Source organism: Rhodococcus sp. RS1C4, assembly GCF_002258225.1.
Classification (GTDB): Bacteria; Actinomycetota; Actinomycetes; order Mycobacteriales; family Mycobacteriaceae; genus Rhodococcoides; species Rhodococcoides fascians_E.
Map to the genome: position 1 here is coordinate 150183 of NZ_NOXZ01000022.1, position 16226 is coordinate 166408.

Consider the following 16226-nt stretch of genomic DNA (forward strand, 5'->3'; position numbering starts at 1 on the left):
AGCGACGAACAAGGAGTTCGCCCCTCATGTCCTACCTGCTGTACGACGCCCTGCTCCCCCAGCTCGGACACGATATCGCCACCTACTGGGCCACCCTCCTGGTGATCAACCCAGCCTGATCACTGCGACGGCACCACACACGACGAGGGCCGCACAGGAGTGGAGCCTGCGGGAACGACCCGACGGGCTGTGATTCTCGGTGCGGCCCTCGTGTTTCCTGCGGCTAGCCTGCCGGTACGGGTGTCGGCAGCAGACGGGAGAGAACGTCCGACAGCGTCACGACGCCCACCGTCGTATCGGCTCCGTCCGCGGAGCTGTTCACGACGAGTGCGAGATGACTGCTCGTCTCACGCATCGACGCGAGAGCGACATAGACCGGCGTCGACGCCTCCAACGTGAAGACCGGCCGAGTGACCTCGGCGAGCGTCACGTCCCCGGCGAGGGTGTCACGCACGTGCACGACACCGCTGATCGTGTCACCGTCACGTACCAGGATGCGCAGATGACCGGATTCCAGGGCCACTGCACGCACGTCCTCGACCGTCGCGTCCGTCGGGACCGAGATCGGGACACCCTGCGCACGAACGAGATCGCCGACCTGCAGGTTCTGCAACTCGAGCGCACCCGCGATCTGGACCGAGTAACTCGCATCGAGCGCACCGACGTTCACCGAATGCTCCACCAGTTGCCTCAGGTCGTCCGGATTCTGGCCCGACGCCACCTGCGCCGCCGGCTCGACGCCGACCTTGCGGAGCAACCAGTTGGCCATTTCGTTCATCGCGACGATGACGGGCCGGGTCAGGAACATGAAACCGCGCATCGGCAGTGCCAGCATCGTCGCCGACTTCTCGGGGTGAGCGATGGCCCAGGACTTGGGTGCCATCTCACCGACGACGAGGTGCAGGAAGGTGACGATGATCAACGCGAGAACGAAGCCCGCGACGTCGGCGACCCAGTACGGGATGCCCCAGGACTCGAACATCGGAGTCAGTGCGTAGTGCACCGCGGGCTTGGTCGTTGCACCGAGCGCCAACGTGCACAGCGTGATTCCGAGCTGCGAGCCTGCCAGCAGAACCGTCAGCTCGCTCGAACTACGGAGTGCGGCCCTCGCCGACCTGCTGTTCGGAGCCGCGTCCTCGAGCCGGTGACGCTTGGCCGCCAGCAACGCGAACTCCACTGCGACGAAGAACGCACTGGCTGCGATGAGCCCGATGGTGACCACGAGAACTACCCAGGGATTACTCATCGGTGATCATCCATTTCCGCCTCGGCCGAATCGGCCTCGACCTTGTCCCGCTGCCCCAGTTCGAGGCGCACGGACGATGGGACGTAGTTGTCGATTTCGAGCACCTCGACGGACACGAAACGCTCGGGGAGTTCGTCGTCGTCGGCGATGAGGTCTTCCGACTCGGCCGGCAGATCCACCTCGATGCGTGTGCCGACGGTCGGTAGCGAACCGTGATGCGCGATGACGAAACCGGCGATGGTCTCGTAATCACCGTCCGGAAGGTCGTGGTCGATCGACCGCTCGACCTCGTCGACGTGTACCTCACCCGCCATGGTCCAGGAGCCGTCCTCACCCGCGATCGGGGTCTGATCGACTTCGTCCTCGTCGTGCTCGTCGGTGATCTCGCCGACGAGTTCCTCGGCGAGATCCTCGATCGTGACAACGCCCGTCAGCCCGCCGTATTCGTCGATGACGCAGGCGAGTTGGTTCTTCGACGACCGCAGCTCGACGACGGCGTCGGGCAGGGCTTGAACCTCGGGCAGGATCAACGCGGGGCGGACGAACTCGGACACCTGAGCATCCGGTCGATCGGTCACCGCGAGGATGTCCTGCAGGTGCACGACGCCGACGATTCCGTCGTCGTCGTCGAGGACGGGGTACCGGGAGTGCTCCTGCCCCATCAGCGTTTTGACCTCGGCGAGAGTGTCCGTCGCGCGGACGGTCGCCGCCCGCGAACGAGGAATCATCGCGTGTTCCACCGTGCGGGTCGGGAAGTCGAGGATGCGATCGAGCAGATCCGACAGCTCGTCGGGCAGATCTCCGGAGTCCTTGGACTCGGCGACGATGTGCTCGAGGTCCCGAGGGGTGGCCGAATGTTCGACGTCGTGCACCGGTTCGATCTTCAGTGCCTTCAGCAACAGGTTCGACGCGTGATCGAAAATGGTGATGAGCCAACCGAAGAGCTTGAGATAGATGGTGGTCGACAGCGACAGCCACCGGGCCACCGGCTCGGGACGAGCGATCGCGAAGTTCTTGGGGAACAGCTCGCCGAACAGCATCTGAATGAACGTCGAGAACAGCAGCGCGAGCACTGCGCCGATGCCGACTCCCACGGCGGTCGGGATTCCGACACCGCCGAGGATGGTGCCGAGCGACTGACCGATGAGTGGTTCGGCGACGTAACCGACGAGCAGTCCGGTCACGGTGATTCCCAGTTGGGCACCGGACAGCATGAAGGACGTGCGTTTGGTTACCTGAAGAGTTCGACGGGCACCCGCGTCACCGGCTTCGGCGCGAGCCTTCAGCCGTGAGCGATCCACCGTCATGTACGCGAATTCCTGGGCCACGAAGTAGCCGGTACCGACCGTGATCAGGAATACGACGAGGAAGCCGAGCAAGAGAGTGAGAATCACGCTCATTCGCCGGACACCGCCTCGCACGTCGTGGAAATAGTGCGGGGGGCCGTGTCCGGCCCGGGTTTATCGCTGTCCATGAATCCTCTGTTTGATGGGTTGGGCAGTGCACGACCCTGGTTTGTTCGACACCGTGGTTTCGGGTGCTGCAACACCGTGGTTTCGGGTGTTGCTTCGGACCGTGATGTCCGATTCTAGCGGGCTCGCTCGACTTCGGGTGCTTTCACCACGAGAACCGGGACCGGACTGTCCAGAAGCACACGCTGCACGGTGCTTCCCATCAAGAATTTCCCGACGGCAGAGCGCCGCTTCGACCCGATGACGAGAAGTTCGGCACCGGTGTCGGCGACCAGGTCGACGATCGCTCCGGCGGGATCTCCCCCGTCCGGTTCGACGCGCACCGAGAAGGTCGCGTCAGCGACACCGCGGCTGGTGAGAATCTGCTCCGTCGCGAGAGTCGTTGCTTCCCTGTCCTCCTCGGACACGGAGTTGGTGTCCACGACAGCCAGGGCGACGAGCTCCAGGCCCCGGAGGTTCGCTTCCGACACAGCCCGGACGAGGGCCTCCCGACCCTCGGGCGAATCGCTCGCCACTACCGCTACAGACATGGGCATTTCACTTCCTCTGAATTGTGCTCATTGTGGTCACGTCGAATGATTGGACTATTCGGACAAAGCGTATCTACTGTGTCGCTGTGACACATCACACGAAAGGTTTTTGATGGCGGTCTCGCCCACATTGTCCAAGTCGATTCTTGCCGTCGCCGTCGTGGCTGCCGTGAGCGTCGCAGGTATCGATGCGAGCCGCAGCGAAAGCGGCTCCGACGCCAGGTCCAAGCTCACGATGATCGCGCCTGCCGCGGCGGGTGGCGGCTGGGATCTCGTCGCCCGCGAAGCGCAGCAAGCCCTGCGCAGCGACGGCATCGTCAACAACGCGCAGGTGGTCAACGTGCCGGGTGCGGGTGGAACGATCGGCCTCAGCCAGCTCGACAATCTGTCCGGTCAGGCGACGACGGTGATGATCACCGGCACCGTCATGCTCGGCGGCATCGCGATCAACAATTCCGAGACGACACTGGCCGACACCGTTCCCATCGCGAAGCTCGCCGAGGACTTCGAGGTCTTCGTCGTGCCGAAGGAATCGCCGTACCAGAATCTCGAGGACATGATCGCGGCGTGGCGTGCCAACCCCGGCGGCCTCCCCATCGGCGGCGGATCGCTCGGCGGCATCGACCACATCGTGGCAGGCCAGCTCGCGCAGGAAGCCGACATCGATCCCGCCGCGATCAACTACATCGCGTACTCCGGAGGCGGCGAAGTCCTCACCTCGCTGCTGTCCAACACGGTCGGGGTCGCCGTCAGCGGATACAACGACTTCCGCGACCAGATCGAGGCAGGCAACGTCCGTGCACTCGCGGTCGCCGCACCCGAACCCGTCGACGGCATCGACGTCGACACCTTCACCGAGCTCGGATACAACGTCGACCTGGTGAACTGGCGCGGCATCGTCGCGCCACCCGGTATCTCGGACGAGGACCGTGACACGTTGATCGCGATCGCCACCGAAATGCACGAGACGGAGCAGTGGCAGGGGGCCGTCGAACGTAATCGGTGGAAGGAATCGTTCTCGACGGGGGACGAATTCGCCGAGTTCCTCGATGTGGAACAGACCCGCATCACCGACATTCTCCGAGAGCTGGGACTCGTATGACCGACACGACTACGAAATCCGAGACCTCGCGCTCGTTCTGGGTCGGCCGTAGCGGACTGATCGTTCCGGCGCTGCTCGTCGCGCTCGGCATCTTCCTCGTCTACGGAACGATCACCATGGATGTTCCGGCGACCGCGACGTCCCCCGGGCCGCAGGTGTTCCCCTCCATCGTGGCGGGAGGCTGCTTCGTCGTAGCCGTACTGGTCACCATTCAGTTGTTGGTCAGGCCCGACGAGATCGATCGGGGCGTCGACGACGACGGACGCGCGTTGACCGGCACGGTCAGCAATTGGCGCACCCTGGCGATCACCGTCGGATCGGTCGCGCTGTTCATCGTGTTGCTCAACCCGCTCGGCTGGGTCCTCGCCGGTGCACTGCTGTTCTGGGGTGTGTCGATCGGCCTCGGCGGACGCCGCTACGTGTTCGACGCGGCCGTGGCGCTACTGGTCTCCTCGGCGGTGCAGTTGGCGTTCTCCGCCGGCCTCGGCTTGACCTTGCCCGGCGGCGTTCTCGCCCAGATCTTCTGATGGAGCTGACGTTCTCATGGATTCACTGAACAATCTCTTCGAGGGCTTCGGCACGGCGCTGACGCCGATGAACCTCGTGTGGGTGTTCGTCGGCGCGCTCCTGGGCACCGCTGTCGGTGTCCTCCCCGGCCTCGGTTCGGCCATGGCTGTGGCCCTGCTGCTCCCGGTGACGTTCACCCTCGATCCCACCGCTGCCCTCATCATGTTCGCGGGTGTGTACTTCGGCGGACTGTTCGGCGATTCGATCTCCGGCATCCTCATGAACACCCCCGGCAACAGCACCGCCATCGCCGGCACCTTCGAAGGCCATCGCATGGCCAAGAACGGTCGTGCGCCCCAGGCTTTGGCGACCTCGGCCATCGCGTCGTTCATCGGCGGCATGATCGCGACGACACTCGTCGTGTTCTTCGCCCCGACCCTCGCCTCGCTGGCGACCAACTTCGGGCCCGCCGAATACTTCGCTCTCGCGGTGTTCGCGTTCATCGCGACGTCCGCGGTGGTATCGGATTCCGCCTTGAAGGGTCTGACGGCTCTGTTGATCGGCCTGACCTTGGCGGTCATCGGCATCGACGGGCCGTCCGGGGCGTCGCGCTTCACCTTCGACGTACCCGCGATGTTCGACGGCATCCACATCGTCGTCATCACCGTCGCGATGCTCGCGCTCGGCGAGGTCATTCACATCGCATCGAGAATCGGCCGCCCCGAGGACAATTCGTTGATCAACTCGGGCGGTCGGCCGTGGCTGAGCAAGTCCGAGTTCCGGGAGGCGCTGCCGGCCTGGCTGCGCGGCACCGCATTCGGAGTTCCGTTCGGCGTCATCCCCGCCGGCGGCGCCGAGGTCCCGAGCTTCCTCGCGTACGGCACCGAGCGCAGGCTCGACCGTCGGCGCAAGAACCCGATGTTCGGCAAGGGCGCTATCCGCGGCGTCGCCGGGCCGGAAGCTGCGGGCAACTCCACGGCCGGTACCGCGATGGGCGCACTGCTCGCTCTGGGGCTGCCGACGTCCGCCACTGCGGCGATCCTTCTCGCGGCGTTCCAGCAGTACGGAATGCAGCCGGGGCCGTTGCTGTTCGAACGCAGCGGTGACATCGTCTGGGCCCTCATCGCCAGCTTGTTCCTCGCGATGATCGTGCTGCTGATCCTCAACCTGCCGTTCGCCCCGCTGTGGGCGCAGCTGCTGAAGATCCCCAAGAACTACCTGTACGCAGGCATCTCGGTGTTCGCGGCCCTCGGTGTCTACGCATCCAGTGCGTCGATCGTCGATCTGATGTTCATGCTCGGCCTCGGAATCCTCGGATTCATGATGCGCCGCTACGGTATTCCGCTGGCCCCGGTCCTCATCGCGGTGATCCTCGGACCCCTCGCCGAGGATTCGCTACGGCGCGCGCTCGCCGTCAGCGAAGGCGATCCGACCATTCTCGTCGGCAGCGCCATCACCGTGGTGCTGTACTCCCTGATGGCTCTGGCCATCGTCTTCACGATCGTGAGCAAGATTCGCGCTCGGGCGAAGGTCGACTTCTGACCCCTGTGTGAGTGGAAATGTAGGCCCTGGACAGGAGCGGAGCCTGCGGAGCGACCCGATGGCACTGTCATTTCCACTCACATTGGGCTCACGTGAGTCAGAGGATGTACAGCATTTCCTGGTAGGTCGGAAGCGGCCAGAGATCGTCCGCCACCATGCCCTCGAGAGTGTCCGCTGCTGTCCGGACTGCGGCCATGGCAGGAAGCAGAGCGTCCTTCGCGTGGGTCGCCTCGGCGAGAGCGTCGCCGCCGGGGTCGCTGTCCAGTGCAGCCTCGAGAGTCGCCAGAGCCGAACGCAACGCGGACAGCGGCTCGGACACCGACTGCAGTTCGGCGGTGTCGGCTTCGACGCCTGCAGCCTTCAGCGCTGCGACGTTCTGTGCCAGCTCGGTCTGGTACCGCACGGCTGCGGGAAGCACCGATGTCCGGCCCATCTCGACGGTGAGGCGCGCTTCGACGAACACCGTCAGTGCGTACTGCTCCAAGCCGATCTCGTACCGCGAGTGCATCTCTCGGTGGTTGAAGACGTTGTACTTCTCGAACAGCTCCATCGCGGAATCGGTGATGAGTTCCGGTAGGGCGTCGAGCGTCGTACGCAGGTTCGGCAACCCGCGGGACTCGGCCTCGATCTGCCAGTTGTCGGAGTAACCGTCACCGTTGAACACCACGGCACCGTGCTCGGTGATGATCTCGGTGAGCAGATTCTGGACGGCCGTGTCGAATTCGGTGCCGTTCGCAACCGCGGTTTCCAGGTTGGTGGCCATGTAGTCGAGCGACTCGGCCATGATGGTGTTGATCGTGACCATCGGCCCGCTCACCGTCTGCATCGAGCCCGGTGCGCGGAACTCGAACCTGTTGCCGGTGAACGCGAACGGGCTCGTCCGGTTGCGGTCGCCCGGATCGGTCGGGAGCACCGGCAGCGTGTCGGCCCCGATCATCATGGTTCCCTTGCCCTTCGACGACGTCGCCGCGCCCTTGGCGATCTGATCGAAGACGTCGGCGAGCTGGTCGCCGAGGAAGATCGAGATGATGGCCGGCGGGGCTTCGTTGGCGCCGAGCCGGTGATCGTTGGTCGCCGACGCCACCGAGGCGCGCAGCAGGCCGCCGTACTTGTGCACCGCTCGGATGACCGCAGCGCAGAAGACGAGGAACTGGGCGTTGTCGTGCGGGTTGTCTCCCGGCACCAGCAGTGACCCGAGCTCGGAGTTGCCGAGCGAGAAGTTGACGTGTTTGCCGGATCCGTTGACGCCGTCGAACGGCTTCTCGTGGAACAGGCATTCCATGCCGTGCTTCTTGGCGATCGTCTTGAACGTCGTCATCAACAGCTGTTGGTGGTCCGCTGCGATGTTGCCGCGCTCGAACATCGGCGCGATCTCGAACTGCCCCGGCGCGACCTCGTTGTGCCGTGTCTTCGCTGGAATACCGAGCTTGAACAGCTCGCGTTCGGTGTCCATCATGAAGCCGAGGACACGCTCCGGGATGGCGCCGAAGTAGTGATCGTCGAATTCCTGCCCTTTGGGGGGCTTCGAGCCGAACAGCGTACGGCCTGCGTTGAGCAGGTCCGGGCGTGCGAGGAAGAAGTGACGGTCGACCAGGAAGTACTCCTGCTCCGGGCCGCAGAAGGACACGATGTTCTCGATGTCCTCGTGTCCGAAGAGCGTCAGGATGCGTTCGGCGTGACCACCCATCGCCTGCTGCGAACGGAGCAGCGGCGTCTTGTGGTCGAGCGCCTCGCCGGTCATGGACACGAACACCGTGGGGATACACAGCGTGTTGCCGTTCGGGTTCTCGAGCACGTACGCCGGGCTGGTGACGTCCCAACCCGTGTAGCCGCGGGCTTCGAACGTGTTGCGCAGACCGCCGTTGGGGAAGCTCGACGCGTCGGGCTCGCCTTGGATGAGGGTCTTGCCGGCGAACTCGGCGAGCGCACTGCCGTCACCGACGGGGTCGAAGAAGCTGTCGTGCTTCTCCGCCGTCAATCCCGTCAGGGGGTAGAAGACGTGCGCGTAGTGGGTGGCGCCTTTCTCGAGCGCCCAATCCTTCATCGCCGACGCCACGGCGTCGGCGACCATGGGATCGAGGGCCATGCCTTTCTCGATCGTCGCGATGACCGACTTGTAGACCGACTTGGGCAGGCGCTTCTGCATGACCACTTTGCTGAAGACGTTCTCGCCGAAGATCTCGCCGGGCTTCTCTTCCCCGACGAAGCTGACCGCAGGCGGGACGTACGCCTCGACGTCCTTGATCGCCTGCAGGCGGACGGTATTTCCACTCATGAGCTACCCCTTGACAAGGTGCGCTCCGCAATTGGATTTCGCGGAGTCCGACCTGGCGACACTACGAAGCTCCCGTGGCGGCAATGTTTCGCCGCTGTGACCACTGCAATTCGACGTCGACGCTCGAACGGGACCGGCACCCGATCACAACGCTCGGATATGGACTGAGTCACAACCCGATGGACAAATTTTCAATTTTGTCTATCCAAGTTTACATTTACGCGGTATTGTCATCCGCACAGTGATCGACACCACTAGGCGTTCGAGAGGGCTCGATCGCCTGAAGACGAGGAGTTCAGTCGTGGCAACCCAGACGAGTCCACAGTCGAATACGCCGGTCGACGAGTGGCGGGACAAGAAGCGGTATCTGTGGCTGTTCGGCCTGGTGCCGCCGACCGCGATCTTCATGGCGCTGGGTCTGGTGTGGGCGTTCAACCAGCTCGGCTGGAATGCCGTCTCACCGATCTGGTGGTGGATCGGGCCGATTCTGGTGTACGGGCTGTTGCCGATCCTCGACCTGTTCTTCGGGCCCGACGGCCAGAATCCGCCGGACGAGGTCATGGAAGCGTTGGAGAACGACAAGTACTACCGATACTGCACCTACATCTACATTCCGTTCCAACTCGCGAGTCTGGTGATCGCCTGCTACCTGTGGACGGCGGACAACCTGAGCTGGCTCGGCATCGACGGTGGCCTCGGGCTGGCCTCGAAGATCGGGTTGGCAATCAGCATCGGCGTCATGGGCGGCGTCGGAATCAACACCGCGCACGAGATGGGTCACAAGAAGGACAGCTTGGAGCGCTGGCTGTCCAAAGTCACTCTGGCGCAGACGTTCTACGGCCACTTCTACATCGAGCACAATCGTGGGCACCACGTTCGCGTCGCGACCCCCGAGGATCCCGCCAGCTCGAAGTTCGGCGAAAGCTTCTGGCGGTTCCTTCCTCGCAGCGTGTGGGGCAGTCTGAAATCGTCCTGGAAGCTCGAGCAGACGCGCATGCAGCGACTGGGCAAGTCCACGTGGAACATTCGCAACGACGTACTCAACGCTTGGCTCATGTCCGTCGTGCTGTTCGGCGTTCTGACGGCAGCGTTCGGTGTCGGCATCCTGCCGTTCCTTCTCATCCAGGCGGTGTACGGGTTCTCGCTGCTCGAGACGGTGAACTACCTCGAGCACTACGGATTGCTGCGGGCGACCACCAAGTCAGGACGCTACGAGCGGTGCGCACCTGCCCACAGCTGGAACTCCGACCACATCGTCACCAACATCTTCCTGTACCACCTGCAGCGCCACAGCGATCACCACGCCAACCCCACCAGGCGATACCAGACCCTGCGCAGCATGGAAGGTGCACCCAACCTTCCCAGCGGGTACGCCAGCATGATCACCGTCGCCTACTTCCCGCCGATCTGGCGAAAGGTGATGGACCACAGGGTTCTCGAGCACTACCGCGGTGACATCACCGCGGTCAACATCGAGCCGAGCAAGCGCGCGAAGATCCTTGCACGCCACGGCGCCCGGTCCGGTAGCCGATCGGATGCAGCTACGGATGCACCGAAGGACGCGAAGTGATGACGGCGTACGAGTGCCCGGTGTGCAACTACGTCTACGACGAGGCCGCCGGGGCGCCGCGTGAAGGTTTCCCGGCAGGAACGCCGTGGTCCGAGATCGCCGACGATTGGCCGTGCCCGGATTGCGGTGTCCGGGAGAAGATCGACTTCGAACAGAAAGCAGGATGAGAGATGGCCACGGATTTCAAGCTCTACCAGTGCATTCAATGCGGTTTCGAGTACGACGAGGAACTGGGCTGGCCGGAGGACGGGATCGAGCCGGGCACTCGGTGGGAGGACATCCCCGAGGATTGGAGCTGCCCGGATTGCGGCGCTGCGAAGGCCGACTTCTTCATGGTCGAGATCAGCAGGCCATGACTCTCGGGGCGCCCGATAGAGTGGGGGTCGTGTCAACGCAACCGGTCGACCCGAGCCTCTATCAGGACGCACCGATCAAGCACGCACCGATCAAGCACGCACCCCTCAAGGGTGCCGTGTCGAGTCCGATGCGGACGACGATTCTCGACGGGCTGCACGATCTCCTGCTCGAGCGCACGTGGTCGACGGTCAACATGGCGGACGTCGCCAAGGCTGCGGGCATCTCGCGGCAGACGCTGTACAAGGAGTTCGGTACCCGTAAAGGGTTGGCACAGGGGTACGCACTGCGGTTGACGGATTCGTTCGTCTCGGCGGTGGACGATGCGGTGTATGCCAACGAGGGTGACAGTCTGCGCACCCTCTACGTCGCGTTCACCGAGTTCTTCGGTCGCAGTGCATCGGACCCGCTGGTGCTGTCGATGCTGACGGACGATCCTCCGCCGGACCTGCTGCGGCTGGTCACCACCGAGAGCGGTGCCCTGATCGAGCATGCGTCGCTGCGGCTGGCGTCGACGTTCGAGCGTAGTTGGCTTCGCGCGTCGGCGCACAACGCGGACGTGCTGGGGCGCACCGTGGTTCGGCTGGCGCTCAGTTACATCTCGATGCCGCCGGAGAACTCGTCCGACGTGGCTGCGGACCTGGCGTCGCTGCTCACTCCGTTCGTCGACGCAATCAAGGGCACCGCATGAGCGAGCTACACCGCGCGCACTTCGCCGAGCTGTCCGGTCACCAGGTCTACGCTCTGTGCAAATTGCGGGTCGACGTGTTCGTCGTGGAGCAGAACTGCGCGTACCCGGAGCTCGACGGCGCCGACGAGGATCCGTCGACGGTGCATTTCTGGCACACGGACAACGGACGGATCGTGTCCACGCTGCGGTTGCTGTACACCGACGGGGAAACCAGAATCGGACGGGTGTGTACGGCGGTGGACGCTCGCGGCCGTGGCCTGAGTGCCGAATTGCTGCGCGCGGCAATCGATCACGCACACGGTGACACCATCGTCATCGGCGCACAGGCTCAACTGGAGCAGTGGTACGGCCGGTTCGGTTTCGTTCGCAGCGGTGAGAACTACGACGAGGACGGGATCCCCCACCTTCCCATGACCAGGAAGGGCGATTAGGCGGTCATCTGCCGTGCTGCTTCGAGGACGGTGGCTTCGGACAGCAGGACGTGCAGTGCTGCATCGCCCAGTGGGATGAAACTGTCCTCGCTGCAGACGCGTCGCACCTTGCCCGAGTATCCGGCGTCGACCACTGCGGTGACGATGCCTTCGCTCACACCACCGGACTTCCGCGTCTCGTCCACCACCAGCACGCGGCCGGTGGCCTCTGCATGTTCGACGATGTCCGCCAACGGAAGTGGTGCGATCCACCGGATGTCGACGACGCGCACGCCCACGCCGTCGTCGGCGAGTGTCCGCGCGACCCGCAGGCTCATCCTGACGCCGTTGCCGAAGGTGACGATGGTGAGATCGACTCCGTCGCCGTGGATTCGAGCGCGTCCGATCCAGGCAGGCGACACTGCTCCCCCGGCAAGCCACAGTCCGTCGCCGTCCAGGTACAGATCCCTGGTGTGGTACAGCGCAATGGGTTCCAGGACGACGCACACGGCGCCGTGTTCCACGGCGGCGTGGGCGCAGGCGAGAAGCATGGCGGCTGCGTCGTCCGGCATCGACGGCGAGGCGATGATCATGCCGGGAATGTCGCGCAGGGCGGCGACAGCGTTGTCGTTGTGGAAGTGCCCGCCGAAGCCCTTCTGGTAGCCGTATCCCGCTATCCGGACGATCATCGGATTTCGATACTGTCCGTTCGAGAAGAACTGCAGGGTCGCCGCTTCCCCGCGAAGTTGGTCTGCCGCATTGTGCAGGTAGGCGAGGTACTGAATCTCGGCGATCGGGAGCAGACCGGACACTCCGGCTCCCAGGGCCAGCCCGAGGATCGTCTGTTCGTCGAGCACGGTGTCGAACACCCGGGCCGCTCCGGCGTGCGCCTGCAGACCTCGGGTGACGCCGTACACTCCACCTTTGCGCGCCACGTCCTCGCCGAACAGGATCGATTGGGGACGGGTGGACAGAATGTGCTGCAGCGCAGCGTTCACGGCCTTCGCCAGGGTGGTGCCCGCCGGTAACTCCAGGCCGCCTTCCCCGGTCGATTCCTTGGCCGTGTCGGCTACCCGCGTCAGGGGTTCCATGACTGCTGCCGCGCTGTTCAACTGCGGTAGCTCGGCTACGTCCCGCGCCACACGCAGCACGTGTGCGCGCTTGTTCTCGTAGAGCTCCACCACGTCGTCGACACCGATCACGCCCGCGTCGACGAGGTGCCGTGCAGTGCAGAGAACGGGATCGCGGGCGAGATCGGCGGTGATCTCCGCAGCCGACCGATAGGACGACTCCACGTCGGATCCTGCGTGGCCCATCAACCGGACCGACTCGATGTGCAGGAAGGCCGGACGACGCCGTGTTCGAACCCAGGTCGCGGCCGCGATCGACGCGGCGTGGACGGCCTCGAGGTCTCGGCCGTCCGCGTGAAAGTATTCCAGGCCCGCTCTGGTGGAGAAGTTCGACGCGATCCAGCCCGCGGGGGTGCGCACGCTGATACCGATTCCGTTGTCCTCGCAGACGAACAGCAGCGGCATCGGAACGCCCTGATACGCAGTGTTGATCGCGGAGTTGATCGCCCCTACCGCGGTGGAGTGCCCGGCGGATGCGTCACCGAAGCTGCACACGGTCACCGCGTCGGACGGCCACGGGGAGTCCGCCCCGAGCTTGCGGGCCCGCGCCACGGAGAACGCGACTCCCACCGCGCGCGGCAGATGCGATGCGATGGTCGAGGTCTGCGGGAGGACCGCGAGGTCAGCTCGTCCGAACACCTTGTGCCTGCCACCTGAGATGGGGTCCTCGGTGGCGGCGACGACCCCGAGCAGGACGTCGCGAATGGGATCGCTTCCCCCTACCTGTCTGGCGCGTTCCAGGAAGAACGCGCCGGACCGATAGTGCAGAAGAGCCGGGTCCGTCGGCCGGAATGCACCGGCGACGGCCGCGTTGAACTCGTGCCCGGACGATCCGATCGTGTAGAAGCCCGTGCCGTGGGACCGCAACCATCGTGCCGCCAGGTCGAGGTGGCGGCTGCCGAGTTGAGCGTCGAACAACTCCAGTGCTCTCGTCGGGGTGAGAGTCGGCCCGAGTTCTTCTCGGCTTGCTCCCGCAGCTCGGATCGACTGCAGGAAGTACTCGTCGATCGGCTCGGCCATGCGGTCAGGATATGCGCGTGCGGCACCGCACGCGGGCGAAGTCAGCGCGAGTCGGTGTTTCGCCAGGCCAAGAGCACACCGGTTCCGGACTGACGCGCCCACGGGAGGAACACGGCCACGGCGAGGGCGCAGGCCAGTGCCGACCCGACGGTGACGTACGACGCGAGCTGAAATCCTTCCAGCGAGGCGGCTTTCATCGCGTACACCAAGTCCGCCTTCTGCGTGGCGAAGACGGAATTGGTCGGCGCCTTGACGATCTCGATGACGCTGACGACGGTCTCCCGGGCGAACGCCTTCTGGTAGGGCTCCATGAGGGCGTCGGGGATCGCGTCGATTCGAGGTCCCACCTTCGTGGTGTAGATGGACGCGACGATCGACCCCAGCACCGCGACTCCGAGCGTTCCGCCGACTTCGCGGGTGGTGTCGTTGACGGCCGAGCCTGCCCCTGCCTCGTCGAGCGAGACCGAGGACATGATGGATTCCGTTGCCGGCCCCTGAACGATGGCCAGTCCCAATCCCATCAGCACCATCGAGATCAACACCGGTCCGAGGTAGGGGGTTTCGACCTTCACCTGTCCCGCGATGAACATGCCGACGCTCATCACGACGAGTCCGAAGACGATCACCGCCGTGGTACCGACGCGCTGTGCGATCAAGGTGGCCAGTGGCGCGCCGATGGCGATGGACACCGCGAACGGTAGCGAGTGGATGCCGAATTGGAGTGGGCTGAGTTCCATCACACCCTGGAAGTACTGGGTGATCATGAACAGGAACCCGAACATCGAGAAGTAGGCGACGGCGATGGCCAAGGCAGGCAGCGAGAATCGGCGGATCCGGAACAGCGCCATGTCGAGTACGGGCGAGGGGGTGCGTAGTTCCCACCACACGAAGACCGCGAGGCAGACGACACCGAGCAGGTAGGCCGCAACACTGATTCCGGACAACCAACCCTGATGCGGGGCTTCGATGATGGCCCACACCAGTACGGTGATGCCGACCAGGGACAGAGCGATGCCGACCGGATCGAACCGACCGATGTGCGACGCCTTGGACTCCGGCACGAATCTCCATGCCGCAGCCAGCACCACCGCGGCCACGGGCACGTTGATCCAGAACACGGAGTGCCACGAGAAGTGTTCCAGCAGAAAGCCTCCCGCGGTGGGTCCGATCGCGATGGCGAAACCTGCCATCGCGGTCCACGCAGCGATGGCGAGTGCGCGTTCCCTGGCGTCGGAGAAGATGTTGATGATCAGCGCGAGGGTTGCCGGAAACACGGCTGCGGCACAGATTCCCATCAGCGCGCGGGCTGCGATCACCTGCCCGAGGTTCGCTGCAAGCGCGCCGCCGATCGACATCACTGCGATTCCGGCGAGGCCGACGATCATGACTTTCTTCCGCCCGTAGCGATCCCCCAGATGGCCGAACGCGAGCAGGAGTCCGGCGAAGGTCAGCGTGTAGGCGTCGACGACCCATTGCAGGCCGCTGATGCTGGACCTCAGTTGCAGGCCCATCGACGGGAGCGCGACGTTGACGACGGTGTTGTCGAGTACGACGAGCAGTTCGGCGGTACAGATGACGACAAGCGCGATCCAGCGTTGCCTGGCTGTCGACATCGAAACAGGGGATGCGAGCGATCGGTGCTGAGATGTTCGAACCACGGGCGGATCCTTCCCGACTGGTCATGCCGCGGGCTACCGAACGTGCCTCGGCTATGACGCGCTACATAGCGACCATCGGAAGGTAACTGTAACTCGGAGTAATAGCAACAGTGTCGGCGTCAGGACGCGTCGAGCGCAGCCTCCAGCCAGGCGAGAAGTTCGACCTCGACCCGGTCCAGTGCAGCGGTGCTGCGCTGGGCTTTCGCGATGATCAAGGCACCCTCGAACGACGCGATCGCCATCGTGGCGAGACCGCGCGAACGCTCCTGCGACAGACCGCGCTGCCACAGCGACGCGGCTATCGTGTCCTCCCAGGACGCGAACGACTCGCCTGCGGCGACGAGGGCTGCGGGAGAGTTCATACCCTCCAGGGCAGCCGGCGCCACCGGACATCCGGCGGTGTAGTCGGTGGCCTCCAACTGCTGCCGGAAGCCGCCGATGATGGCTCTGAGCGTCGCGGCGGGCCCCTCGGCCGCGAGGCCACGCGAGATCATCGACCCCATCAGCGCACCCGCGGTCCGCGTCGCCTCCTCGACCAGCTGCGGCTTTCCCCGGGGGAAGTGGTGGTAGATGGACCCGCGGGGCGCGCCTGCATGCTCGATGACGTCCGCGAGCGACGTTGCCTCGACGCCGCGTTCCCTGAACAGCAAGGCCGCGCTGCGCAACATGTCCTCACGGGCTGTACTCCGACTCACGCGACCTACCCCTCTTGACGTTAC

Annotated in this window: 15 protein-coding genes; 8 read left to right on the top strand and 7 right to left on the bottom strand. The window is 64.6% G+C overall.

Annotated elements, in window-relative coordinates; all coding sequences use genetic code 11:
- Positions 1–223: 223 nt before the first annotated feature.
- The 3 genes from CH289_RS10585 to CH289_RS10595 all read right to left on the bottom strand — a co-directional run bounded on the left by CH289_RS10585 (position 224) and on the right by CH289_RS10595 (position 3254).
- Entirely contained in the window at positions 224–1246 is a 1023-nt protein-coding gene (locus CH289_RS10585; RefSeq protein WP_026347541.1) for a hemolysin family protein, read from the bottom strand.
- The gene (locus CH289_RS10590; RefSeq protein WP_019663690.1) at positions 1243–2646 is read right to left on the bottom strand and encodes a hemolysin family protein; all 1404 of its coding nucleotides are present in this window, start codon (positions 2644–2646) and stop codon (positions 1243–1245) included. The genes CH289_RS10585 and CH289_RS10590 overlap by 4 nt, the downstream gene beginning before the upstream one ends.
- Positions 2647–2834: 188 nt before the next feature.
- Entirely contained in the window at positions 2835–3254 is a 420-nt protein-coding gene (locus CH289_RS10595) for a universal stress protein (RefSeq protein ID WP_019663691.1), read from the bottom strand.
- Between the two features lie 106 nt (positions 3255–3360).
- On the opposite strand from CH289_RS10595, the gene CH289_RS10600 reads away from it, so the two are divergent.
- From CH289_RS10600 to CH289_RS10610, 3 genes are read left to right on the top strand one after another with little or no spacing between them, the layout of a single operon-like run.
- Positions 3361–4350 carry a Bug family tripartite tricarboxylate transporter substrate binding protein gene (locus tag CH289_RS10600; protein ID WP_019663692.1) on the top strand — a complete coding sequence of 330 codons (990 nt, stop codon included), beginning with the start codon at positions 3361–3363 and terminating at the stop codon, positions 4348–4350.
- Positions 4347–4877, top strand: a complete 531-nt coding sequence (locus CH289_RS10605) for a tripartite tricarboxylate transporter TctB family protein (RefSeq protein WP_019663693.1) — start codon at positions 4347–4349, stop codon at positions 4875–4877. The genes CH289_RS10600 and CH289_RS10605 overlap by 4 nt, the downstream gene beginning before the upstream one ends.
- A 16-nt stretch (positions 4878–4893) precedes the next feature.
- Positions 4894–6399, top strand: coding sequence for a tripartite tricarboxylate transporter permease (locus CH289_RS10610; RefSeq protein ID WP_019663694.1), 1506 nt, complete (start codon positions 4894–4896; stop codon positions 6397–6399).
- Positions 6400–6496: 97 nt separating this feature from the next.
- Here CH289_RS10610 and CH289_RS10615 read toward each other — a convergent pair whose 3' ends face one another.
- Entirely contained in the window at positions 6497–8674 is a 2178-nt protein-coding gene (locus CH289_RS10615; protein WP_020111869.1) for a glutamine synthetase III family protein, read from the bottom strand.
- 301 nt (positions 8675–8975) lie between these two features.
- On the opposite strand from CH289_RS10615, the gene CH289_RS10620 reads away from it, so the two are divergent.
- Genes CH289_RS10620 through CH289_RS10640 form a run of 5 tightly spaced genes read left to right on the top strand, consistent with a single transcriptional unit; the run spans position 8976 to position 11720 of the window.
- Positions 8976–10244, top strand: coding sequence for an alkane 1-monooxygenase (locus CH289_RS10620; RefSeq protein ID WP_019663696.1), 1269 nt, complete (start codon positions 8976–8978; stop codon positions 10242–10244).
- Entirely contained in the window at positions 10244–10411 is a 168-nt protein-coding gene (locus tag CH289_RS10625; protein ID WP_019663697.1) for a rubredoxin, read from the top strand. Before CH289_RS10620 ends, CH289_RS10625 begins: the two co-directional genes overlap by 1 nt.
- Before the next feature lie 3 nt (positions 10412–10414).
- Positions 10415–10600, top strand: coding sequence for a rubredoxin (locus CH289_RS10630; protein WP_019663698.1), 186 nt, complete (start codon positions 10415–10417; stop codon positions 10598–10600).
- 20 nt (positions 10601–10620) lie between these two features.
- Positions 10621–11289, top strand: coding sequence for a TetR/AcrR family transcriptional regulator (locus tag CH289_RS10635; protein WP_094727875.1), 669 nt, complete (start codon positions 10621–10623; stop codon positions 11287–11289).
- Positions 11286–11720 carry a GNAT family N-acetyltransferase gene (locus CH289_RS10640; RefSeq protein WP_094727876.1) on the top strand — a complete coding sequence of 145 codons (435 nt, stop codon included), beginning with the start codon at positions 11286–11288 and terminating at the stop codon, positions 11718–11720. Before CH289_RS10635 ends, CH289_RS10640 begins: the two co-directional genes overlap by 4 nt.
- Here the strand turns inward: CH289_RS10640 and CH289_RS10645 are convergent.
- From CH289_RS10645 to CH289_RS10655, 3 genes are all read right to left on the bottom strand, one after another.
- Positions 11717–13849, bottom strand: coding sequence for a thiamine pyrophosphate-dependent enzyme (locus CH289_RS10645; protein WP_094628356.1), 2133 nt, complete (start codon positions 13847–13849; stop codon positions 11717–11719). The two genes, CH289_RS10640 and CH289_RS10645, sit on opposite strands and share 4 nt — an antisense overlap.
- 41 nt (positions 13850–13890) lie before the next feature.
- Complete coding sequence (locus tag CH289_RS10650; RefSeq protein ID WP_033189247.1) at positions 13891–15462, bottom strand: MFS transporter; 1572 nt, start codon at positions 15460–15462, stop codon at positions 13891–13893.
- 164 nt (positions 15463–15626) lie between these two features.
- Positions 15627–16202, bottom strand: coding sequence for a TetR/AcrR family transcriptional regulator (locus CH289_RS10655; RefSeq protein ID WP_249277112.1), 576 nt, complete (start codon positions 16200–16202; stop codon positions 15627–15629).
- Between the last annotated feature and the right edge of the window lie 24 nt (positions 16203–16226).

What these genes read in the sequence shown, in the direction of transcription:
- CH289_RS10585 (WP_026347541.1), bottom strand. Translation starts at nt 1,246, where the DNA reads ATGAGTAATCCCTGGGTAGTTCTCGTGGTCACCATCGGGCTCATCGCA.
- CH289_RS10595 (WP_019663691.1), bottom strand. Translation starts at nt 3,254, where the DNA reads ATGCCCATGTCTGTAGCGGTAGTGGCGAGCGATTCGCCCGAGGGTCGG.
- CH289_RS10615 (WP_020111869.1), bottom strand. Translation starts at nt 8,674, where the DNA reads ATGAGTGGAAATACCGTCCGCCTGCAGGCGATCAAGGACGTCGAGGCG.
- CH289_RS10645 (WP_094628356.1), bottom strand. Translation starts at nt 13,849, where the DNA reads ATGGCCGAGCCGATCGACGAGTACTTCCTGCAGTCGATCCGAGCTGCG.
- CH289_RS10605 (WP_019663693.1), top strand. Translation starts at nt 4,347, where the DNA reads ATGACCGACACGACTACGAAATCCGAGACCTCGCGCTCGTTCTGGGTC.
- CH289_RS10650 (WP_033189247.1), bottom strand. Translation starts at nt 15,462, where the DNA reads ATGTCGACAGCCAGGCAACGCTGGATCGCGCTTGTCGTCATCTGTACC.
- CH289_RS10625 (WP_019663697.1), top strand. Translation starts at nt 10,244, where the DNA reads ATGACGGCGTACGAGTGCCCGGTGTGCAACTACGTCTACGACGAGGCC.
- CH289_RS10630 (WP_019663698.1), top strand. Translation starts at nt 10,415, where the DNA reads ATGGCCACGGATTTCAAGCTCTACCAGTGCATTCAATGCGGTTTCGAG.
- CH289_RS10610 (WP_019663694.1), top strand. Translation starts at nt 4,894, where the DNA reads ATGGATTCACTGAACAATCTCTTCGAGGGCTTCGGCACGGCGCTGACG.
- CH289_RS10600 (WP_019663692.1), top strand. Translation starts at nt 3,361, where the DNA reads ATGGCGGTCTCGCCCACATTGTCCAAGTCGATTCTTGCCGTCGCCGTC.
- CH289_RS10640 (WP_094727876.1), top strand. Translation starts at nt 11,286, where the DNA reads ATGAGCGAGCTACACCGCGCGCACTTCGCCGAGCTGTCCGGTCACCAG.
- CH289_RS10590 (WP_019663690.1), bottom strand. Translation starts at nt 2,646, where the DNA reads ATGAGCGTGATTCTCACTCTCTTGCTCGGCTTCCTCGTCGTATTCCTG.